The sequence below is a fragment of the Calothrix anomala FACHB-343 genome, assembly GCF_014696435.1.
GTDB classification, from domain to species: Bacteria; Cyanobacteriota; Cyanobacteriia; order Cyanobacteriales; family Nostocaceae; genus Aulosira; species Aulosira anomala_A.
In genome coordinates this window covers 122,296-145,309 of the sequence record NZ_JACJQG010000015.1, presented here as the reverse complement: position 1 = coordinate 145,309, position 23,014 = coordinate 122,296, and the positions used below count along the sequence as shown (strand labels likewise).

General features: G+C 41.0%; 19 protein-coding genes. 4 read left to right on the top strand and 15 right to left on the bottom strand.

Going from position 1 to position 23,014, the window contains the following annotated elements:
* Positions 1–122: 122 nt before the first annotated feature.
* The 6 genes from H6G08_RS11135 to hppD form a co-directional block, all read right to left on the bottom strand.
* Positions 123–1,076: a hypothetical protein gene (locus H6G08_RS11135; RefSeq protein ID WP_190541746.1), complete on the bottom strand. Its 954-nt coding sequence runs from the start codon at positions 1,074–1,076 to the stop codon at positions 123–125.
* Complete coding sequence (locus H6G08_RS11130) at positions 1,073–1,975, bottom strand: hypothetical protein (protein WP_190541743.1); 903 nt, start codon at positions 1,973–1,975, stop codon at positions 1,073–1,075. Before H6G08_RS11130 ends, H6G08_RS11135 begins: the two co-directional genes overlap by 4 nt.
* Positions 1,976–2,075: 100 nt before the next feature.
* Complete coding sequence (locus H6G08_RS11125; RefSeq protein ID WP_190541740.1) at positions 2,076–4,112, bottom strand: AMP-binding protein; 2,037 nt, start codon at positions 4,110–4,112, stop codon at positions 2,076–2,078.
* Positions 4,113–4,376: 264 nt separating this feature from the next.
* A complete protein-coding gene (locus H6G08_RS11120; protein WP_190541737.1) occupies positions 4,377–5,297 on the bottom strand; it encodes a hypothetical protein in 921 nt (306 codons plus the stop codon).
* Positions 5,298–5,611: 314 nt separating this feature from the next.
* Positions 5,612–6,799: a homogentisate 1,2-dioxygenase gene (locus H6G08_RS11115; RefSeq protein ID WP_190541734.1), complete on the bottom strand. Its 1,188-nt coding sequence runs from the start codon at positions 6,797–6,799 to the stop codon at positions 5,612–5,614.
* A gap of 83 nt (positions 6,800–6,882) precedes the next feature.
* Positions 6,883–7,986: a 4-hydroxyphenylpyruvate dioxygenase gene (gene hppD / locus H6G08_RS11110; protein ID WP_190541731.1), complete on the bottom strand. Its 1,104-nt coding sequence runs from the start codon at positions 7,984–7,986 to the stop codon at positions 6,883–6,885.
* Positions 7,987–8,490: 504 nt separating this feature from the next.
* Here hppD and H6G08_RS11105 point away from each other — a divergent pair.
* Positions 8,491–8,985 (top strand): Lrp/AsnC family transcriptional regulator, encoded by a 495-nt coding sequence (locus H6G08_RS11105; protein ID WP_313941814.1) that lies wholly within the window; start codon positions 8,491–8,493, stop codon positions 8,983–8,985.
* A gap of 48 nt (positions 8,986–9,033) precedes the next feature.
* Positions 9,034–9,903, top strand: a complete 870-nt coding sequence (locus tag H6G08_RS11100; protein ID WP_190541727.1) for a hypothetical protein — start codon at positions 9,034–9,036, stop codon at positions 9,901–9,903.
* Positions 9,904–10,003: 100 nt separating this feature from the next.
* Here the strand turns inward: H6G08_RS11100 and H6G08_RS11095 are convergent, their stop codons facing one another.
* The 8 genes from H6G08_RS11095 to H6G08_RS11060 all read right to left on the bottom strand — a co-directional run bounded on the left by H6G08_RS11095 (position 10,004) and on the right by H6G08_RS11060 (position 20,286).
* Entirely contained in the window at positions 10,004–11,551 is a 1,548-nt protein-coding gene (locus H6G08_RS11095) for a radical SAM protein (protein ID WP_190541724.1), read from the bottom strand.
* A gap of 47 nt (positions 11,552–11,598) precedes the next feature.
* Positions 11,599–11,736, bottom strand: a complete 138-nt coding sequence (locus tag H6G08_RS11090) for a hypothetical protein (protein ID WP_190541721.1) — start codon at positions 11,734–11,736, stop codon at positions 11,599–11,601.
* A gap of 677 nt (positions 11,737–12,413) precedes the next feature.
* Positions 12,414–12,611: a hypothetical protein gene (locus H6G08_RS11085; RefSeq protein ID WP_190541719.1), complete on the bottom strand. Its 198-nt coding sequence runs from the start codon at positions 12,609–12,611 to the stop codon at positions 12,414–12,416.
* Positions 12,612–12,910: 299 nt separating this feature from the next.
* On the bottom strand, positions 12,911–14,929 hold the full coding sequence (locus tag H6G08_RS11080; RefSeq protein ID WP_190541715.1) for an AAA-like domain-containing protein: 2,019 nt from the start codon (positions 14,927–14,929) through the stop codon (positions 12,911–12,913).
* 117 nt (positions 14,930–15,046) lie between these two features.
* A complete protein-coding gene (locus tag H6G08_RS38130; protein WP_313941826.1) occupies positions 15,047–15,169 on the bottom strand; it encodes an AAA-like domain-containing protein in 123 nt (40 codons plus the stop codon).
* A 110-nt stretch (positions 15,170–15,279) separates the two neighbouring features.
* Positions 15,280–17,325 carry an AAA-like domain-containing protein gene (locus tag H6G08_RS37455; RefSeq protein ID WP_190541712.1) on the bottom strand — a complete coding sequence of 682 codons (2,046 nt, stop codon included), beginning with the start codon at positions 17,323–17,325 and terminating at the stop codon, positions 15,280–15,282.
* A 569-nt stretch (positions 17,326–17,894) separates the two neighbouring features.
* Positions 17,895–18,815 (bottom strand): DUF1338 domain-containing protein, encoded by a 921-nt coding sequence (locus H6G08_RS11065; protein WP_190541709.1) that lies wholly within the window; start codon positions 18,813–18,815, stop codon positions 17,895–17,897.
* 166 nt (positions 18,816–18,981) lie between these two features.
* Positions 18,982–20,286: an acetyl ornithine aminotransferase family protein gene (locus tag H6G08_RS11060; protein WP_190541706.1), complete on the bottom strand. Its 1,305-nt coding sequence runs from the start codon at positions 20,284–20,286 to the stop codon at positions 18,982–18,984.
* Positions 20,287–20,799: 513 nt separating this feature from the next.
* Between H6G08_RS11060 and H6G08_RS11055 the strand changes: the two genes are divergently transcribed.
* Entirely contained in the window at positions 20,800–20,964 is a 165-nt protein-coding gene (locus tag H6G08_RS11055; RefSeq protein WP_190541701.1) for a hypothetical protein, read from the top strand.
* Between the two features lie 67 nt (positions 20,965–21,031).
* On the top strand, positions 21,032–22,240 hold the full coding sequence (locus H6G08_RS11050) for a NupC/NupG family nucleoside CNT transporter (protein WP_190541796.1): 1,209 nt from the start codon (positions 21,032–21,034) through the stop codon (positions 22,238–22,240).
* Between the two features lie 158 nt (positions 22,241–22,398).
* Here H6G08_RS11050 and H6G08_RS11045 read toward each other — a convergent pair whose 3' ends face one another.
* Complete coding sequence (locus H6G08_RS11045; RefSeq protein WP_190541699.1) at positions 22,399–22,845, bottom strand: hypothetical protein; 447 nt, start codon at positions 22,843–22,845, stop codon at positions 22,399–22,401.
* Positions 22,846–23,014 lie beyond the last annotated feature (169 nt).

Below are 23,014 nucleotides of genomic sequence, written 5' to 3'. Positions count from 1 at the left end.
ACTGAATTGGCTCTCCTGATGTTTCAGTAGATGCAACATTCACTTCTTTTAATCTTTGTAAAATCGTTTGTCGAGAAGGATAAGGAAATAGAGTTTTGATAAAAGCTTGTGTAGCATCATAGCTAGTAATTGAATTTTTCGATACCTTGATCGCGGTTTTTGTTTTTAATTTGAGGATAAAAAGTTCTTTCTCCCCTACTAATACTATTTGTATCTTGTTGACAAAAAATACCTAAATTTTTTTGTTGTCCTGCTGGGCAAGGGGTTAAAATTTGATAAATGCTCATACTAAGACTGAGACTAATCGTACCAATGTATACTGCTAATAAAGCTCGTGGAATGAATTTTATGGCTTTTTTACGATCAGCCTTTAACTGTTCGGGGATTGGCAAATTAACTCCCAAAATTCGTATCTGGTTTTCTTTGTCTAGTAATTCACTAATAACAGCTTTTGCAACATCCAAATTACCACGGGCAAACTTTCCCATTCCATGAGCATAAATTAGTAGGGGTTGGAATTGTGCCAATGGGTCTGCAAAGGTTTCTGTTAAAAAAGCCATTCGCACCATTTCAGATTTATCATGCAAATTTAACTTTGAGAATGCTAAAGCTAGTTCACGATCTGCGTGATTAGGTTGTGTATATGCTAGAGCTACCCACCGTTGAGTCTGGGCAAATTCATAAGTATCAGGATCATCACTCTGAAGCTTCTGCCTGACATAAGCAAGCAAAAAATCTGATAATTCATTTATCCTTTGTTGACCGAAGTTTTTATCTTCTTGCAATCGCTGCAACAGCAAATTTCGCACTGCTAAATCCATTTCATAAAGTTCATATCCAACTTCATCGCACAAGTTAGAAAGTAGTAAATCAGCTACAGCTATCCAAGGAATATTTAACATTTCGCCGTGAATATCTCGTTGGAATTTAGCCCATAAACGATATAACAAATCCGGTGTGAGTGCTAAAGGAAAAGCCGCATGATACGCCAAATATAGGTGCGCTTTGCCGAAGCGGTTTTGGTTTTCAAAAGACTCAATACGTCGCCTGGCAACGTCTGTCCTAATTTTGCTCATATTCTCCGCCCCTCAAAATTAGTCGGTCTTCCCCGCAGTACACCAATTGCATCTAGCACACCTCTGCGGCTAACTTCAAACATCGGGACAAGACTAGCAATCTCATCGGCGGTTGTACCAAACCAACGTTTTCTCGGCATAGGGTTAAGCCAAGCAATGTAACGCACCCGTTTGTTCAACTTCTCCAAAAATTCTTTAGTAAAAGCGTACCGTTCTTCGCTATATCTACTACGGGCAGCACCAGCATCACTAAAAATTAATATAGTAGTTCTATTTGTGCAAACATGGGTAACAACATCGGTGATTAACTCTGCTTGCTGATGGTACGAATCTTCGTAGAGATATTCCATAGGGCAATTGTGAAAGTAGTAAACCCCAGATTTACCCAAACGACCACCATGCAAAGCAGTTTCTGCCAAACGCCGTGATAGTGCGTGAAAAGGCACCATTGAGCCATCTTGGTCAATTAGTAATAGCAATTCCGCCTTATTCACCCGACGCGGAACTAAAACAGGTTCAAGCAATAAACCTTGGCTGACAATCTGGTTGACTGTTGCTTCTACATCCAACTCTGTAGGTGAACCTTCACGTACTGGACGGCGTAAATAGCGCCAAATCTGTTTCATTTGCCGTTCAGTTACAGGAAAATACTCAGTGTTCACCATGAAGCCACTATAAGGAATGTCCTCATCTCTGCTGGTAGCGTGTAGGACAGCTTGAGCCACTTCTACTTCATCTTTGACTACTTGTATAAATTCTGAAGCAATTGGCGAATTAGTTTCTTTTAAAGTTGCTGTGGCAACAGAGGTACTGCGATTAATGGGTTTTTCCTCAATCTTAAACTTAGCTGCCCATTTTAAACATATATATAGATATATAAACCTTGTGATAAGTAGCAAACTCCAAGCAATCCAATCTGGTTTTTCTGTGTTTGTTGTGTCAGGTAGCTTAGGGTTTGTTGATGGTGTAGGATTAACTCACATCTTGCCATTGTTGAGGTCAACTTTTTTGGCAGTCATAATGCTTTGCCTCCTGATAATCTTCGCGCAGTACGCGACGCATGACTTTATTGGATGAAGTTCGCGGTAATGTATCAATAATGACGATGTCTTGAATTTTAAATAAAGGATTGAGTTGCTTACGAATTGCGGTTTGTAAGGAATTTTGCAGTAATTCTTTGTTTGGCTGGATGTGACTTTCTAGCACAGCGTAAACGATTAACTGACTCGGCCCGCCTTCAGGGGGTGAATAAGCGATCGCAATAGCTTCGCAAATTCCCTCTACAGTATTCAAAATTTGCTCAATCTCCATCGAGCTAACTTTGATACCGCCTAAATTCATCGTGTCATCCACACGTCCATGAGTCCGGTAGTAGCCGTTGCTTAATCGCTCGATTTGGTCGCCGTGACGACGTAAGGATGAGCAGGGAGTATGGGCGAAGTAAACTTGATGGTGGTCTTTGTTAATTAGCTCAGTAGATAGCCCGATGGCAGGAGCAATGATAAATACTTCGCCTTTGTCACTGGGATGACCAGCTTCATCAAAAATCGCCAAGTCTAAACCTAAAGCTGGTGTAGTGAAAGTTGAAGGTGCGGAAGGCTGTACCACTGTACTAGTCAGATATGCGCCGCCAACTTCTGTACCACCGCAGTACTCTATGATTGGTTTGTAGCCAGCTTGAGACATCAAAAACAGCATATCTTGGGGATTAGAACATTCACCTGTGGAACTGTAAGCTTTGATACTGCTCCAATCCAGTCCTTGCATACAGGCGGTGGTTTTCCAAGTGCTGACTAAACTTGGGACTACACCCAGCATATTCACAGGAGCATTTTGAATAAATTCCCCAAATCCCCGTTCTGTGGGCGTGTCATAGTAAAGGGCGATGGTTGCTTTATTGATTAAACTGGCGTAAATAAGCCAAGGCCCCATCATCCAGCCTAAATTGGTAGGCCAAGCTACCACATCACCAGGGTGAATATCTTGATGTAAATGTCCATCTACAGCGCATTTTATCGGGGTGGTTTGCGTCCAGGGGATTGCTTTGGGTACTCCGGTAGTACCAGAGGAAAACAGGATATTTATATGGGCTGCTGGGTGGGAAATTACAGCATCAAATTGCTCGTTTTGACTGAGAAATTCCTGCCAAGTTACATCGCCAACACGTAATTCTACAGATGAACCCAGGACGATCGCTCTTGGCGCATTGGCATCAACTACTTTGCTATATAGGGGGAGTTGTTTACCGCAACGCCAAACATAATCTTGAGTAAAGATAGCTTTAGCCTGTGCAAGGTGCAACCGCATAGCAATTTCCGCAGGCGCAAAACTATCAGCGATGGAAACAACTACACAGCCAGCTTTGACAATACCTAAATATATTGCTACTGATTCTACAGTCATGGGTAGAGCGATCGCGATCGCATCTCCAGTCACAAAGCCAGCTTGTACTAATCCATTAGCGACGCGGTTAGTTAAACTGTGGAGTTCGCTATATGTAAGGGTAGATAACGAACCGCCTTCTTGCTGAAAAATAATGGCGGTGGCGTTTTCATCGGCTAAAAAACAACTCTCCGCAATATTCAAACGCCCATCTACTAGCCATTGCGGTGATTCTACACCTTGGGATAAATCCACAATTTTGCTGTACGGTTTTTGGAAACGAATGCCTAATCGTTGAATCATTATCTCCCAGAATTCTCCACGATGCTGGGTTGACCAAGCGTGTAATTCTGGATAGGAGTTTACGTTGAGCTGCTTCATCAACGCCGCGATGTTGGTTGATTGAATTTGCTCATCGCTGGGAAACCAAGCCGGAGGTTGTCCGGTTTGCCAATCAGCAAAGGTGGTTTGATAAAGCAGTTCGTGAAAGTGAAAGGGTTGATCGGGTTTGAGGATATTTTGGGTGAGGTGCTGCCAGCATTTTGCGGCAGGCAGGGAGGATAACCACTGATTGATTTGTGGTAGCATGATGGCGGCGGTTTCTTGGGATATGCCGCAAGCGGTTATTTGTTCGAGCGATAACTGCTTTGTCATCGCTTTTTACCTCATATATGAATTTTAGATTTTAGATTTTGGATTAAAAATCCATATCCTCTTGCATAAATATCTTTTTGTCTCACGCATAGACGCGGAGCGGCTTCCCGCAGGGTAGGCGCAAAGACGCAAAGAAGAAGCTAAGAATAAGGACTTTTGCAAAAAGTCTAGTAACTTTCTTAACTCTGTGTCCTCTGTGCCTCTGCGGTTATAAAAAGTTTTTGAACCACAGAGACACAGAGAACGCGGAGAGAATTAAGAGTTTTAAGTGGAAATTTGGGTTAATTTGTCTTCGTTGAGACCGTACCAAAAAATAGCGATCGCATCTAAAATTTCTCGTCCTCCTTGAATGAATTTACTTTGATCAAAGTGGGGTTTAAAGTAGACTTCCTCTAGTTCCTCTAAGGTATGTCCGGCGTGTTGTCCTTCGACGCGGTTATGCCAAGTGAAAAATGCTAAATGTAATTGGGGATGTCGTGTTTGTTTAATTTTTGTGAGTCCGTCTTCTAATTCTTGCCAAAAGCCTGCCGCAGCCCAATTTTCAACAGCAAAGCTAGCGCCTTCGGCTATTTGCGGATCGTCGCTACCATAGAGGCGTTGTAATTCATCGCAAAAATGTAAAGTTGAAGGGCGTCCGTGTTTGCGTTTACCTAATTCTTCGTAGTGTAATCCTAAATCCTCAGCTACATTCAGCAACCATTCAAAATGAGCCGCCCGGAAACGACAAATACCACCGTCTACTGTACCTTCTGTACTGATTAATTCGGGGTCGCCTTCTCGGTCTTTTTGTTCTTCAGTTTGGGCAATTTGTTGACCTGAATTTTTGCCTGATTGGCGATAAATTACGCCCAATTCATTTAATAAAATCTCCCGACTAGCCCGTGATTGTTGCAGGGTTGGTGAATTAATTGCTTTGAGTAAAGCTGCAATTAAAAATTGATTGGAGAACACCGAGAATTGTTTGAGAAAGTGCTGTAATTCTGCATCTGTTGCCGTACCATTACTAAACCAGCGAGTATAAGTATTGTTAGTAATGATGCGATGCTGCAAAAATTCCCGTTCTATTTCATTCAAGAAATCGCGAAAACTTTCAACTTGCGCTTGAGTTAATTCGCCTCGTTGTAAGCGTTCTTCAATTCGTGAGGAAATCGTTAAATTATTTGGTTTGGTAATAACTTGATTCATAAATATACCTCATTTTGGAGGCAGAAGGCAGGAGGCAGAAGGCAGAAGGGCTTAATTTATGGTTAGGACTTTTGCAAACACCATTTTTTCACTCTTATTTCTCTGCGCTCTCTGCGTCCTCTGCGGTTTTTTATAATACTAATTCGTCACACTCCACCAGTAAATTTCAACCATCAAACTCAGATATAGCAATCCTATTTGAATTGCAAAAATATTTTTAAAATGAACCGCCAAGACGCCAAGTACGCCAAGGATAAGAGAAAAAATAGAGAATTAGTAAATTTCACAAATGATTTAGGATTGCTATAGAATTTTTACCCTTGTATATGTTCTGCTGTATGTGGATGTGATAGCCAACTGTAAGCATAGTTTTTATCCTCTAAACCCAAAGCATACTTCGTTAGTTTCAACGGACGGAAAGTATCAACCATCACTGCTAACTCATTTGTCCGTTCTTTGCCAATTGAGCCTTCATAGGTTCCTGGATGGGGGCCGTGGGGAATACCGCTAGGATGAATGGTAATCGAAGCCTGCTCAATTCCTTTACGTGACATAAAGTTACCTTCTACGTAATAGATAACTTCATCAGAGTCAACGTTGGAATGGTTATAAGGTGCAGGAATTGCTTGGGGATGATAATCGAATAAACGCGGTACAAAAGAACACACCACAAATCCGGGGGCTTCAAAGGTTTGATGTACTGGCGGTGGTTGATGTAGTCGCCCTGTAATTGGCTCAAAGTCTTCGATATTGAAAGCAAAAGGCCACAAATGTCCATCCCAGCCCACCACATCTAAGGGATGATGGCGATATAAATAACTGGTAATGCGATCGCGTGCTTTGACTCGGACTTCAAATTCCCCAACTTCATCATGGGTAATTAGCTCGTCTGGTGGGCGTATATCCCGTTCGCAGTAGGGCGAATGTTCTAAAAATTGTCCGTAACGATTGAGGTAACGGGCTGGGGGTTCAATATGTCCCTGTGCTTCAATTACCAGCATTCGTTGCTCAATTCCCGCGTCGGGAATAATTCGCCACAATACTCCTGTGGGAATTACTAGGTAATCTCCTACTTGATAACGCAGAAGACCATATTGGCTTTCAAGGATACCGCTACCTGCATGAATAAAAATAACTTCATCGCCATGAGCAAAGCGATACCAGTATTGCATTGCTGCGGTAGGACGAGCCACGAAAATGCAGACATCTGTATTCGCCATCAGGGGAACACGAGAGGCGATCGCATCTCCACCAGTTTCTACTGTCGCTGTTCGTAAGTGGCGATGTAGTAAAGCACCTGTTTCTGCAAAAGGAATTTCTACCGTTTCTTCCAGCAAAATCTTCTCAATTTGCGTTGGTGGATGCAGGTGATAAAGCAGAGATTGCACGCCAGCAAAGCCGTGAATACTAATTAATTCTTCATGATATAAAGAACCGTTAGCTTGACGAAATTGGGTATGTCTTTTATGTGGTATATTACCCAATTTATAGTAATAAGTCATATCGCTATGCTCCAATTTTTAATTCGTAATTCGTCATTAATTACGAACTTGTACTGAGCTTGTCGAAGTATTACGAATTATTTCTACACGCTCACAAGATTTCCTCGCTTGGCTTGTTCGCGTTCAATGGCTTCAAATAAAGCTTTAAAGTTTCCTTCGCCAAAACCTCGCGCGCCGTGTCTTTCTATGACTTCAAAAAATAATGTCGGTCTATCTTGTACGGGTTGGGTAAAAATTTGCAGTAAATAGCCATCTTCATCTCGGTCTACTAAGATACCTAATTCTGCCAACTGTTCTATGGGTTCGTCAATTTTTCCTACCCGTTCTTCTAAGTTATCGTAATAAGTCGGTGGGGGAACTAAAAACTCAACGCCTGTTTGTTTCATGCCGCTAACTGTGGCAATAATATTATCAGTTGCTAAGGCGATATGTTGCACTCCCGCCCCGTAGTTATATTCTAAATATTCTTCTATTTGCGACTTGCGTTTACCATTAGCAGGTTCGTTAATTGGTAATTTAATTTTTCCCGTACCATCCTGCATAACTTTGGACATTAAAGCAGAATATTCGGTAGTAATGGTTTTATCATCAAACTCTACTAAAAGATTAAAACCCATTGTTTCGGCAAAGAATTCTACCCAACGTTCCATTGCGCCTAATTCAACGTTACCAACTATATGATCTATCGCTTTAAGTCCCAAACCTGTACTTTTGAGATGCGCTTTATTTTGCGCCTCAAAACTAGGTGCAAATACCCCTGCATAATCGCTGCGATCGATAAATTTAATGATGGTGTCACCGTAACCGCGAATGGCGGAATAACGGAATATTCCATAGGTATCTTCTTCTTCTGTAGGTGCGATCGCGCCAATTGCACCTCGGCTAGTTGTTTGTTGATAAGCGCTGACAACATCCGGTACTTCTAAGGCGATAATCCCCACAGCATCACCATGTTTCAACACACTTTTGGCAATGGGATGATCTGGACTTAAGCCTGAGCTTAAAACAAAATTAATATTTCCCTGTTGCATCACATAAGATGCTGTTTCGCGGTACTTGGTTTCTAATCCGCGATAAGCTGTGTTCGTAAATCCAAAACACTGCGCGTAAAATAGCGCTGCTTGCTTGGCGTTACCAACATAAAATTCTAAATGGTCGATGCGTTTAATTGGGCAGAAATCGGTCATTATCTATTCCCTCATTTAAAATCAGGCAGAAGGCAAAGAACAGAAAAAGAAGAGTTGTAAGATATTTATTTGTGTTTCTTTCAGAATTAATATGAAACATTACCAAATGTTTAATTTGGTGAAATAAGAATCTAAAGCAAAATAGATGAGAGACAAACCCTCATTAATTCTGACTTTTATAAAAAACATCTCTCTTCTGGCAGATTTATATAATGCCTTGTGCAAGACTCTGTCTTTAGCTATCAATTTTTGAGTTGAGATTATAAACTCTACTCTCCTAATTTAGATTATAAATTTTACTAACGAGTATCTACAAGTGTAAGATATTAACTTTTAAGATAATTTTAGAATGTATTTTTGACTACCCTAGATAGGTATATTCTGAAAACATAACAATCAAAACCGCCCTTTCCTTCTACGTAGAGGAGGAAATCAGCTTTGTGACTGTCAATTAATACTTCCTTCTGCCCTCTGCCTTGCATAATAAGACTGGAGACTATCAAAGTGAAGCCAACACTCAAAAACTGGGAACACCTGCAACAATTGGATGAAATAGATCGACAACTGTTATGTCTCTTACAAGAAAATAGCCGTATTACTTTCGCGGAATTAGCGCGTCACGTTAATCTCTCAACGCCAGGGTTGCAAAAGAGATTGCGCAAGCTGGAAGAAAAAGGTGTGATAGATCGTTATGTAACTTTGGTGAATCGCGAGGCGTTAGGTTTAGATTTGCTATGTTTTGCGCAGGTTACATTAACTAATCATCAACCGGAATGCGTGGGTATTTTTTGCGATCGCGTCAAAGAATTACCAGAGGTTTTAGAATGTCACCATCTTAGCGGCGAATTTGACTATTTATTAAAAATGGTTGTCCCTAACCATCAGCACTTAGCCAAGTTACTCTCAGAAAAAATCACCCGCATTCCTGGTATAGATAGAATCCAGACAAATATTGTGCTGAATGAAATTAAAGCTTCAACTTCATTACCATTGGATTAGATAGTCATTTGTCATTTGTCATTTGTCATTGGTAGGAGGTGAAATGTAATGGTTTCATCAGTAAAGGCGCTGCTGTCGTCGGTTGTGGATTATGCTGGGTTATTTCCGCCTGCAAAATTGGAATTACAGCCAGCAATGGCGAATTATGCTCAATATCAAACAACAGCTTACAATTGGATGTTAGGTCGGTTTATTTTACCAATTTCTCGCTTACAGGAATTTGAGCAGCTTTTACCCGATTATCCAGCGCAATGGTTACTCAGCATAATTATGACTGGAGATGTGCAAAAAGCGATCGCTATTTTAAAATCACTCAACAATCCCAAAATTGCGATCGCCTCTTTAGAATTTCCCCCCCTTCCAGCAACAGAAATCAAAAATATCCTTCCCTTAATTCCTCCCGATGTAGAATCATTCTTTGAAATTCCCTTTAACAGCGACTTACAAAGCTATTTACCCTTATTGCAACATCCTCGCGCAGCCGCTAAAATCCGTACTGGCGGCGTCACAGTTGATGCTTTCCCTAACTTTGCGCAACTTTACCAAATTATCTTCGCCTTTGCACAAGCGCAAATTCCCTTTAAAGCCACCGCCGGACTGCATCATCCATTACTCAGTAAACATCCTGTAACCAGCGAACCAAACAGCCCAATCGCCCTGATGCAAGGCTTTTTAAATGTCGCCGTTTTAGCCGCACTAATTTATCAGCAAAAAATCACACCACAAATCGCCGTAGAAATACTACAAGAAACATCTCCAGACAACTTTCACTTTACAAGCGATCGCCTTTCCTGGAAAAATTACCAACTAAATATTGCAGAAATAAAGTCAGCCAGAACCCAATTCTTTCGTTCCTTCGGTTCCTGTTCATTTCAAGAACCAATAGACGATCTCAAAACACTCAAACTCTTACCTTAACAAAACAGTTCATCAACCCCTAACTCATCCTCCGCGTACCTCCGCGTTTACCTTAGCGCCCCTACCCTGCGGGAAGGCGAAGCGCCTATGCGTTAAAAATTCACCTTTCCAACACAATCTTCGAGTCATTCGAGGAAGCCGTACTTACCATTGCTGAATATTCCCCGTTATAGTTAGTAAATTCCGCCGGCGCTTTGCGAATATTAGACAGACGAATTTGCCAATCAGAAACCTGCTCGTAAGTAAGATGACGAGTATTAGAAGTAGTCGTCCATACTCCCCAAAGACAAGTATCTTCAAACTGGAGCATTCCGGTTTTGCGTAAATTAAAAGATTGGGGAGTTCCAGGTAAAGGAATAATACTGTAACAAGAAGTTTGAAATTCCAACTTGGGATTAATCTTTACCAATTCATCCACCAGTTCTGTAATCGCTTCCTCCAGACGTAGCAAGTCCTCATGGTCATCATCAGGTAGCCCAATAATAATGCCATAAGTCACCACAGGTACACCGGTTCTGACTACAGCTTTCATCAATTCACAATGCTCTTGCCAAGGTACCAGCTTTTTGTACGCTTCTCGGCCAAAAACCGGACGTTCCGCCGGAATATAAGCCAAAGGACAACCCACTTTCCCATCCCAGCCAAACAAAGCTTCAATTAGTTCTTCATCCGGTCTGAGGTCGGTGCTATCATAGTTGCGCCCAGCACCAAGAGTAGTTTTCCGCAGTTCCAAACCATTCGGCCACATGAGAGTGATTCCCATTTCCCGCGCACCATTGGTAATTGCGAGGATTTCTTCTCGTCCTCCGGGAAACAGTACGCGGGCGAGAAATTGATCGGAACCGATATTAATTGAACGCGCCCCCACCTGTTTCTGAATTTCTAACCATTTTAAGGATGTTTCTGGCGACATTCTGCGAAAACCAGTACCATAGGTAGGTGTCATGCAAAAATCGCAGGTGCGATCGCATCCAATATCTGCAACCAAAGAACCAACAGGTACAAATCCCTGCACATTGGGAAGCGTTCCTAAACATTCTTGCGCCACTTCTAATGAAGGTAGCGCCCACTCATCAGGACTTTTAGCTTTAGTTTTTCGCGCATACTGTTTACCATCTGCGAGAATCACCCCTGTGAGTTCTTCCCGTGGAGTTTTTCCGAGTACATAATCGAAAATCGCCCAATTTGCGCCCCCCGATTTATCTTGAACCACTGCGGTTGCGCCAGCTTTGAAGTAATGCTGCGGTTCCGCTAGCGCATCCGAACCACCCACAACAATGGGGCGATCGCCTTTTGCTAAATGCTCAATCACCATACAACTGACTTGACGATCTTGGGAGAAATTGACTGTAATACCCCAAGCATCGTAAGCTTCCGGGTCAAGAGTAGAAATTTTACCTCCGACGTAGGTTTTCCGCAGAGTCATTCCTTTCCAGTCAATCTCGCCAAAGTCTTCGCTATAATTGTCATCTCTGAGGTTGACTAAGCGCGCATCAAATCCACCTGCTTGTAAATCAGCAATTAAAACTTGCTTGCTGATTAACGAACGATGTCTATATAAAGAAGTCCAATTTTTACCGGCTGCATCGTATAATCCCGTAGCTGGCGGTTCAATCAATCCAATAGTCGGACGCTTTTTGTTTGCCATAGTCGAGGTTGCAGAATGAGAGATAAACGCAGAGTTATTTTGCTGTGTCATAATTGGCACTCTTGGGCGAAACAGTTTGCGAATTCAATATCCAGGCGATCGCTCAAACTTTGAAAGCGGCGGGAAACTGCATACTCTTGTGGGTGGAGAGGGACAACTGCCCCGCCGCTTGGGGCATTGGGCATTGGGCATTGGGCATTGGGCATTGGTATGTTCTTTCCCATACCCGATTCCCCATGTCCAAAAACTCCGATCCGTGGATGGAGTTTTGTATTTTTCACCACAAAAAATAGCTGATTATTTAGCTGTTAACATAGTTAATTTAAGATTTTGATGCATAACTTAACATAAACAAATATAAGATTATAAAAATTTTTTTGTGAGCGAAATCTAAACAATTCAGTTACAAGAAATGGCAGCAAAAACGCTAGGTTATACCAATGGGAGAAAAGAATGCGACAGATTGTAGGGGCACTGGCACTGCCATGCCCTCTAGAATATTTTGATGTGTCGCAAAGATTATTGAAATTGGTATTAGAGTGTGGATAAAATTAATTTTTAAATTTTAGCTTCCTTCTTAGGGAGTATTTATAAATAAATTTAAAATGAAAAACTCCACCCCCAAGTAGATTGAGTTTTTGAGTATGGGGAATAGAATATGGCGAATAAATTCAATATAGTAGCTGAATCTCGCAGCCCAAAAATGCTTAAACACAAAGACCTAGACGTAGGGTGTGTTGTCGCGTAGCGCAACGCACCAAAGCAGAGAATAAGGTGCGTGGCTACTCCTGCGGGCGTTAATGTGCAGCAATAATGCGATCGCACTTTAATGCAATGGGTGCGCAGTCCCTTGTCTGACACATCACACCTCGATATCGATTGCAATCAACACAACATTGACGACAATCAACGCAACATTGATTGCAATCAACACAACATTGACGACAATCAACACAACATTGATTGCAATCAACACAACATTGACGACAATCAACGCAACATTGATTGCAATCAGCACAACATTGACGACAATCAACGCAACATTGATTGCAATCAACACAACATTGAAGCCAATCAAAACGACTGCGAGAACTTGCTATTTATAGCAAATTGCCCTTAATTGCCATACCAATTTTAAAAAAGAATGCCAAACATGGTAGGGGCACTGGCACCGCCATGCCCTCTAGATTATATTGATATACCGCAAACAATATTTAAATCAGTATCATTTTTAACACAAAACTAAAAGCGATCGCCCCATCACAAACAGACAACCCCCAGCCCTAAGCTAATGCGCGTCTAAATTGCCTAACTACTAATAAAAACAGTCAACCGTCAACCGTCAACCGTCAACAACCCTCACCGACACACCTTCAACCTCTCCCGCACCTCAGGATGGGTGACAAAATAATCTTGCAGCCAGTCGCAACCCCGCGCCAGCAAATCATCCAACCCACCAACCCGCCACACCTTGGCGGTGTTGTCATCTGATGCAGTGAGGATGCGCTGTCCATCCGGGCTAAAGCTGGCGCTGCTGACCAAATCTTGATGCCCTTTGAGGTCAGCGAGCAACTTGCCATTGCTGTCCCACACCTTGGCAATTTTGTCATCTGATGCAGTGACGATGCGCTGTCCATCCGGGCTAAAGCTGGCGCTGTTCACCGAACCTTGATGCCCTTTAAGTTGCACCCGTTCGCGGATATTATCAACAATTGTTTGCAAAGCCAAAATCGGGCTACTAGCGGGGTATAGGTCTAAAGGTCGTCCATCTTTCACCAGTTCTTGTAACCTTTGTCCCCCATCCATAGCCGCAACTAAAGCATCTAGTTCTTGATTTTGTTTCTCAAACTGGTTTAATGCTGAAACTCCTGTTTGTTCCAGCTTTGTACCTTCCTGGGCTTCTTGTGCTTGCTTAATTGCACTAGCTGCAAATATTCCAGCAATAATTGCTCCAACTATCGACACAGCTAAAAGAATTGTACCAATGCGAATTTGTTGCTTGGCTTTTGTTTGCGCTTTATTTAAAGTCTCATTCGCTTGTGCTAATATCCTTCCTTCTTCTTCTTTAACTTCTAAAGCAATTTCAATTTCTCTTTTATCTATTCTTTCGCTAGCAGCTAAAAACTTATAATCTTCATCAATCAAACTTTTATCACTTGCCCAAGCTAAGGCATCCCGCAAAGCTTGCCCTCGCAATAAACGCGATTCATCTTGATAACCTGAATCTACCCAAGCTTTTAGTGCTTCTCCATAGGGGCGTAAATCAGCCAGTGCTTTTTCCAGCCAATTCAGGTTAAACACAGCAGCATATATCCGGTTATAAACTCCCAGCTTGCCCTTGCGCCTGACGACCAATCCCGAAAGCCGCAATTGAGTTTGCTCTAAACTATTATTATCTGCAATTTCTTCCTGTTGCAAAATTTGCTGATATAACCCTAACAATCTACCTGTACGCTGTCCACCACTGCGTAAAATCCGATCGCGAATTGTCTTTAAATGCTCTGGTTCATCCTGCGATTCCCAATTAGAAATTACTTTGGTTTGCACCAATTCCTCTACCCACGCCGCCACCCTATCCTCTGGAATGGGAGAATCATGATTCAGAATTAATTTACAAATTTTTTGAGTAAGAAATGGTTGTCCCCCTGTCCACTCTAAAATGGCTTCCATTACCAACTTGGGATTTTTACTTTTCGTCGCCAAACCCCCAGCTAATGGTTGGGCTTCTTGTAACTTAAAACCAGTCAGTTCAATTGCCCTACCAATATTAAATGGTGTACGTTGCCTATCTTGAATTAAATCTGAGGGAGTCGCCACTCCAAATAAAGCAAAACTCAACCTTTGATATTCTGGCTGAGTTGCGCGACTGTTATAAAACTTTCTAATTAACGCAAAAAAATCATCAATATTAAATCCCAGACTCAATACGCTGTCAATTTCATCAACAAAAATCACAATCTTTTGTGAAATTGAATTAAGCAGAACTCTTTCAATAAACTCGCTAAATCGGTTAACAGAAGACAATGAACTGTGACTAGTCCACCAATCATCTAAATCAAAGCTATCGTAAAGATGGAGACTGTTAATAATGCCATTAATCACCCCTGCATACCATTGTTCAGAAGTGATATCAGCAGTGCCAATTCCTGTAATATCAATATCAGCACAGGCAATACCCTCTGCTTGCAATCGTTGCATCGTCTGTACCCGCAAACTCGACTTACCCATTTGCCGCGAATTCAGCACATAACAAAACTCTCCCGCTTTTAATGCTTGGTAAAGTTCAATATCTGCTTGTCGTTGCACATAAGTTGGGGCATTAACTGGTAAACTGCCCCCTACTTGATATTCGTAAGATGGGCGGGGTATGGCATTCATTTAGTTATATCTCAACTTTTGTTTAAAATTTTGCATTAGCTGTAGGTTGGGTTGAGGAACGAAACCCAACATTTGTCAAAATGTCAACCTACAAACTTTTTAGACATCCTCATAAATTCACCCCAAATGCTCATCAAAATACTGACGATACAACTCACACGAAGAAATAACATTATTCACCTGAAATTTCACCAACCCCATACTGAATAATTTACAGATATTTTCAGGTAAATAAACCACGCTGTAGGGGCACGGCACCAGTAAAATTATTGTATGTACGAAAAGATTGTCGGTGCCGTGCCCCTACGACCCAACTACATACTACAAAATTTTTAGACATCCTCATAAATTCACCCCAAATGCTCATCAAAATACTGACGATACAACTCACAGGAAGAAATAACATTATTCACCTGAAATTTCACCAATCCCATACTGCGTAATTTAAATGCCAAACCAGAATCTATGCGTACTGAACTACTAGCTGCAACTACTTGTTTCATCGCACTAGCTAAGTTAATATCCTCCTGTAAATTCGATAAATGTCTGCGTAAATGGTCGCTGTAAAAACCTTCTTCTGTAGGCGCAATTTGTAATAATTGTGATAAATTTATCCTGCCACGAGCAATTTCATAAATAGCTTTTCTCACCAAATATGGATGTCCCCCTAACATATCCATGAATTGCTGAATTTCTACTTCATGCCAATGTAAATCATGGCGTTGCAGCAAATCCTCTACCTGTAATTTATTAAACTCTGGTAACTCAATTGGCAATCCCACATTAAATGGTGATTGATTAATATTTAAAGGAATATACACTTCCTTAGAATGAACAATCGCCAAGCGCAGCTTTTTCCAAATTTCTTTATTCTTAGAAGTTTCATGCCAAGCTCGTAACAATGCAAAAAATTCCGAGGCTACTTGCGGATATTGAAAAACTTGATCGACTTCATCTAAACCTAAAACAATCGGGTGAGGAATTTCTGCAAGCAAGTATCTTTGAAAGTAGTTGGTACACTTGTCTTTACTACCCAAAACACCTTGCCAATATTCTCTTAATTTATCTGGGAGATTCAATTCTTGAGCAATACTCACACAAAACCATTGCAAGAATTTATCTAAGTTAGTAAAAAATTCTGCATCTGCTGATTGAAAGTTTAAATAAGCAGCAGAATAACCTTGTTTTGTTCCACAATCAAGAATCCGCGTTAACAGTGAAGTTTTACCCATTTGTCGAGGAGCTTTAATCCGAATCAGCGCCCCTGATTGTAAAATTTCTTCATAACAGTCACTCTCAATCGGTGGACGTTCTATATAAAAAGCTGATTCTAAACTAACCTGTCCTTCTGGCTGTTCAAAATGTATCTGTTTAGCAGCAGAATTAAAAGCAGGCTGAGTAATCGCAACAGTTGATGCAAAAGAATTATCCGGTGTACTTTCACTAAATAAATCTTGGAAGAATAGCCTAATTTTTTGGAAAATCGAAGCCTCACCACCAGACTGAGAAGAAATTAGCCTAGCTGTTGGTGGCGCTGGCACCAATGTTTGAGCCTGAGATATATTAAACTGTTGCTGTAAAGCCTGCAAAGCTGCCGTAGCATCTTGGTAACGCTGGCGATAGTCATAGCGCACCATTTTATCTAAAAATTCTGCAAAGCCAAGGCTGATATTAACTGTGCCTTGGAACAAAGCACAACATATCTCACCATTAACATTTCGTGGTAGCTGGAGAGGTTGTAACCCAGTCAAAGCCTGAAAAGCAATAATCCCCACTGCATAGATATCGCTACTAAACTGGGGATAAAGCGCCTGTTGTTCGCTAGGCATATAGCCAGGAGTACCAATTGCTACTGTCAGGCTACTTTCACCTTGAGGATTAACTTGCAAAGCACCAATTTCTTTAACTGCGCCAAAGTCAATCAGTACAATTTTCCCATCTTTGCGCCGCATTAAATTCATTGGTTTGATATCTCGGTGGATAATACCTTGTTGATGCACAAACGCTAAAACTTCTAAGATTTCCTTGGTAAGTTTTAATACTTCAGCTTCGCTTTGACGGTAACCAGGAATAATTTCTGATGTTAAGTTATTCCCATCAACGTATTCTTGAACTAAATAAAATTTTTCGTTTTCCAGAAAATGGGCAAATAATTGGGGAATTTGCGGATGTGCGTTCCCAAGTTTGTATAAAATTTTTGCTTCTTGGTCAAACTTTTTTTGAGCAATTTCTAAAATCGTCGGATTTGCATTTTTAGGTTTGAGATGCTTGACTACGCATGTAGGGTAGTCAGGTAAATCCAAATCATAAGCCAGGTAAGTCTCACCAAATCCACCAACTCCCAATTGTTTAAAAATTTGATATCGATTCCGCAGCGTTATCCCAATTAAACTCATTTTGCATCCTCTATTTTTTTAACTGATAATTGGTCAATCATGGAAACCGACAAAAAGAAAATGGTATATTTTGTAACTATTGATTTTTAGCTAATCTACGAATTTATCTGTACACATAAAAACTATAGAATATCGACATCTTGGGGCAAAAACCGCTATTTTAGCTATTATCATAGTAATTTACATCGAGTTTATAATCAAAATCAATCTTTACTAGTTTTGTTTTGGATTTGATAACAATCACTATCTTGCTCATTAAGATTGATAAAAAATTTGACCCTGCGACTTTGCTCAGGGTCAATAGATGTGAATAAATATAAATTGTTTGTAGGAGAGTTAAGCTATTGATTGTGCTTTTACAGCTATTTTCAGGTAAATAGACCACGCTGTAGGGGCACGGCACCAGTAAAATTATTGTATTTACCAAAAGATTGTCGATGCCGTGCCCCTACTACGACAGATGTGGTTCAAATAGGTGAAAACTGCTGTAAGTTGCAGAATCTATTGTCGTCAATAGTCAACACTTCGACAGGCTCAGTGCGGCGCAGTCAACAGTCAACAGTCAACAGTCAACCGTCAACCCGTGTCATTTCAAATAATTGCTGGGCATTCTTACCCAAAAAAGCATCAAACAGTCTAGATTTACCCGGTTCTATTTCTACAGGATAACGCTGGGCAATTTCATAATAAGCGTAAGTCCAAGGAATCTGAATTTCCGCACCACTGTTATCATCTAAAACCGTAACCATTTCCTTAACAGCTTGAGTAGCAGTTTGTCGCAAACCGCAAGCAATATTACCTTCTATCTCCGCTTTCATCGGTACACCCAGATTAACTAAACCGCTAACAGTAGCATCAATATCTGGATATTTTGGTGTATTTTGCCGATTCACATAGCCTGTAAAATGGTTAACAGCATAACCATGTAACAATACCCAAGCACCATATTGAGTTACTTCGTTAACTTCTTCCACAACCAAACGTTGCGGAGGTAGCCAAGGACGAGTAAATATTTTGTGTAATTCTTGAGCAGTTGTTTCTACGTTTTTATTTTCTAGTAGAGAATCAGTTAGAGAAAATATCAGTTCTTCCTGAAATGAAGAGACTGTTTTTTTAATAAGTTGGACAATTCTCTCCGGTAATTCCTCAACAATTAACTCGCTGATAAATAACTTAGGTAAATCAAATTCTGCTTCCTGGGGATGAGTATAATGACGGGCATACAAATGAGTTTCCGGAAATGTATATTCCCCTGCGGCTACGTAACCTAAAGCTGTAGCTAATTGTTCCAGATAGTTAATCCCCAAGTTAACTAAACCTTTTGGGGTATTAATAGACATACGTAAAGACCGCAAAGCAATGTGATCGTTAGCTACAGTCCCACCAGCCGCCGTAATCATTTGCTGATAGGTGCGAGCATAACTTACTCTGGCACTATATTCTTGCCACAGTAACGAGTAAAGATGAATAGCAAGTTTGTCATTTGTCATTTGTCATTTGTCATTTGTCAGTTGTTAGTAGGGGCGGGTTTATGGGAAATCCTTATGGATATTTGAGGATATCTGTGAACCCGCCCGTACATTTGTTAGTTGTCAGTTGTCAGTTGTTATTTCCCAATGCCCTATGCTCCATGCCCCATGCCCAATGCCCCATGCCCTATGCCCCATGCCCTAAAATATCCGCGAGAATATCAAGGGCGATTTGAATTTGGTTGCTATCAATTATTAATGGTGGACAAAAACGAATTGCGGCTTTACCACAACCAAGTAATAATAAACCGCGTAGGAAGGCTTCTTGAATTATGCGATCGCGCATGGGACGATCTAAATTACCTTCTTCATCTATTAAATCTATCGCTACCATTAAGCCTTTACCTCTGGGTAGGGAGACACGGGGAAATTTCTCATGTAACTGTGTTAACCCAGCTTGTAATAGCTCTCCCATCTCTAAAGCGTTGCTCATTAAACCATCTTCTAACAGTCGCAGGGTAGCAATACCAGCAACGCAAGCTACAGGATTACCCCCAAATGTGGTAGCGTGGGCACCAGGAGGCCAAGTCATTAATTCTGGGCGAGAAAGGATTGCACCTAGAGGTAAACCGCTAGCGATACCTTTAGCTGTGGTAATAATATCTGGCATGACGCCCCAATGCTCAATAGCAAATAACTTACCAGTGCGCCCCATACCCGATTGCACTTCATCAACTACCATTAAGATGCCATAGCGATCGCATATATTGCGAATTCTTTCTAAAAAGCCTGACTCAGGAACAATATAACCGCCTTCCCCTTGAATTGGTTCTACAACAATGGCGGCGATTTCCTCTGGTGGTAATAGAGTTGGGAATAGCTGTTTTTCTAGATAATCTAAGCTAGCGTGAGTGCCGTAGGGAATATGAGTTACTCCCGGTACAAACGGGCCAAAATTAGCTCTTTGCACAGCTTTAGAACCAGTCAAAGACATTGCGCCATAGGTACGCCCGTGAAATGCACCTAAAAAAGCGACGATGTGCGATCGCTTGGTGTAATATCGAGCTAGTTTAATTGCCCCTTCGTTAGACTCCGCCCCTGAGTTAGTAAAAAATACCCTCGCACCTTGGGGAAAAGGGGCGCGAACCGCTAATTTTTCCGCCAGTTCTACCATCGGTTCGTAATAAAAATCAGTCCCCGACATGTGTAACAATTGGGCTGATTGGGCTTGAATTGCGGCTACAACTTCAGGGTGAGCATGTCCGGTGTTGGTAACAGCGATACCTGCTGTCATATCTAAGAAAACATTGCCATCAACGTCTTCCACCATACAACCTTCACCCCTAGCGACAACTAAGGGATAGTCTCTAGTGTAAGAAGGAGAAGTAACATTGCGATCGCGTTCTATAATTGCTTGAGCGCGCGGCCCTGGTAAAGCAGTCACCAAATTAGGTATGCGCGGTAAACCCAAATTAACAGAAATACTTAACATACTTTTTTTAGATTTTTTTAAGATAATTTTTGATTAAAAACTGATATTTTAGCGCTTGCAGTATCAATTGATTCTCTTTGTCAAAGATTTATACTTGAATCGCCAAACACAAAATACAAGCTTAAATATCAACTTTTTAGTTAACAGTTGAGTCTGGCATCAACAACTATCCTGACAAATGTTTCTTGTCTGGTTATGGCAGAAAATCTGATATTATGTCCATTAAATTTAGCATAATCAAAATTTTCCGTGTTGCATATTTGCGGTATGATTTACCTCACCCATGAAGCAGAGGCAACCCTGAGACAATCAAGATTTTCAACGTTTCATGACAAAATTTATCTTCCGTTTTCGCCACACAATCAACTGCGGTAATTTGGGACATCACACAGCAGTAAAAAAGCTTAAATTTGATAACCGATCCGAACCTTAATCTCTACAATCCTCTAAACATATGGATTTGGCATTTTGGCAGATATTTTAATTGTCATGTTGGTATCTTGAAATTCGCGAATGTCTTTGTGCGACAATACCGACTTGCAGAATCCCTCGGCTAATTACCGGGGGTCTTTTTTTTGTCAAGAAAAAATCTTTTTCCCAGTCAACAGTCAACAGTCAACAGTCAACAGTCACCAGTCAACAGTCACCAGTCAACAGTCACCAGTCAACACACCCTAGCCCATAATCCTCTTTTTGTGTATGCTTTGTGACCAAGCCTCAAAGCAGTAAATTCTGGGGATTTATTATGGAACGTGCTATCTCTGCCTTTGGTATCTTAGTTTTTCTAGGCATATCTTACGCTTTGTCTGTGAATCGCAGTGCTATTCGTTGGCGAACAATAGCCTGGGGGTTGGGTTTGGAATTTACATTCGCCCTATTAATTCTCAAAACTCCTGGTGGTTTGACTGTATTTAAAACCTTAGGAGATGTCGTCAGCAATTTCTTAGCATTTTCTGATGTGGGTGCAAAATTTGTCTTTGGCGAAAATTTCAAGGATCACTTATTTGCCTTTCAAGTATTACCCACAATTATCTTTTTCTCTGCTTTTATCAGTGTTTTATATTACTACGGAATTTTACAGCGCATAGTCAATGGACTTGCCTGGATAATGATCAAGACAATGAAAACATCAGGTTCCGAGTCCTTATCCTGTGCAGGAAATATCTTTTTAGGGCCAACTGAGTCAGCATTAATAGTTAAGCCCTATGTAGGTAAAATGACCCAATCAGAACTGCACGCTGTAATGACAGGCGGTTTTGCTACCATTGCAGGGGGAGTATTAGGCGCTTATTTATCATTTGGTATTCCTGCTGAACATTTAATAGCAGCTTTCTTTATGACTGCACCCACATCTTTAGTTGTGTCAAAACTGCTATACCCAGAAACCGAAGTATCAGAAACTGCTGGACATGCCAAGCTAGATGTGGAAAAAAACTATATTAATGTAATTGATGCTATCACCACAGGTGCAATTGATGGCGTCAAGCTAGCAGTAAATGTTGGGGTGATGATCATCGCCTTTTTGGGTTTACTCGCAGCCTTCAATGCTTTTTTAGCTTGGTTAGGAGCTTTTGTTAATTTACCCCAGTTATCATTGCAGTGGATTTTATCTTTTATTATGGCTCCTGTAGCTTGGTTGATGGGTGTACCTTGGGCGGATTGTCTGCAAGTAGGCGCATTATTAGGTACAAAGACTATTCTTAATGAGTTTATTGCTTTTTTAGATTTAAAAACATTAATTGCTAGTGGCAAAATTTCCCAAAGAGCGATAATCATTGCTACTTACGCTTTATGTAATTTTGCGAATATTGGCTCTATTGGAATTACCATAGGTGGACTTGCCGGTCTAGCACCCGATCGCCAACACGACCTAGCACGGATGGGTGTAAAATCCATGATTGGCGGCTTACTGGCAGGTTTTATCACCGCTTGTATTGCGGGGATGTTGGTGTAGAGACGCGATTAATCAGAAACGCGATTAATCAGAAACGCGATTAATCAGAGACGCGATTAATCAGAGACGCGATTAATCAGAGACGCGATTAATCAGAGACGCGATTAATCAGAGACGCGATTAATCGCGTCTCTACAATTGTCATTTGTCCCCCTGCCTCATTCTTTCCTCACGTACCCCAGGCTCCAATTACTCGGTTGTTGTAGATGATCGAGTTGACCTTGTACCATGAGCCACAACGCTAATCTAGTATTGACATATCCCTTAACTAAATAATTACCTGGTTGGGCAGTAATTCCATTGAGATTGGGATGTATACTAAAGTACGCAGTCCCACAGTAAATGGTGTTTGTTGGTAACCGTAATTGCAGCAAATAGTCATGAATATAGCCGTTGGGAATCTGAAAAATCCCATAAACATGATGTTGACCCCGCCAAGGCTGAATCACGATTTTTTCGGGAGAAATATAGTGTTTTTGGTTGGTTGAAGCAATAAATCCGCGTTTATAACATCTCCCAATAGGCTGCTCTGATATGTAAGAAAAGCCGAGAATTCCCACTAAGCTAATGGCAAACAAGGTATAAATGAATTGACGATTTCGCACTTATTCATATCCAACACTATCTTTTGTGTTTATAGCTTAACTATTGTCTTTTTAACTTTGGTTTTTAGCTTGAGCCGCAATCATTCCATGATGCAGTCAAGCTAATAGCTTGATTGTGAAATAGTTTCAGCAACACATACCTATAGTATTTGTGCTAATGGATATTAAA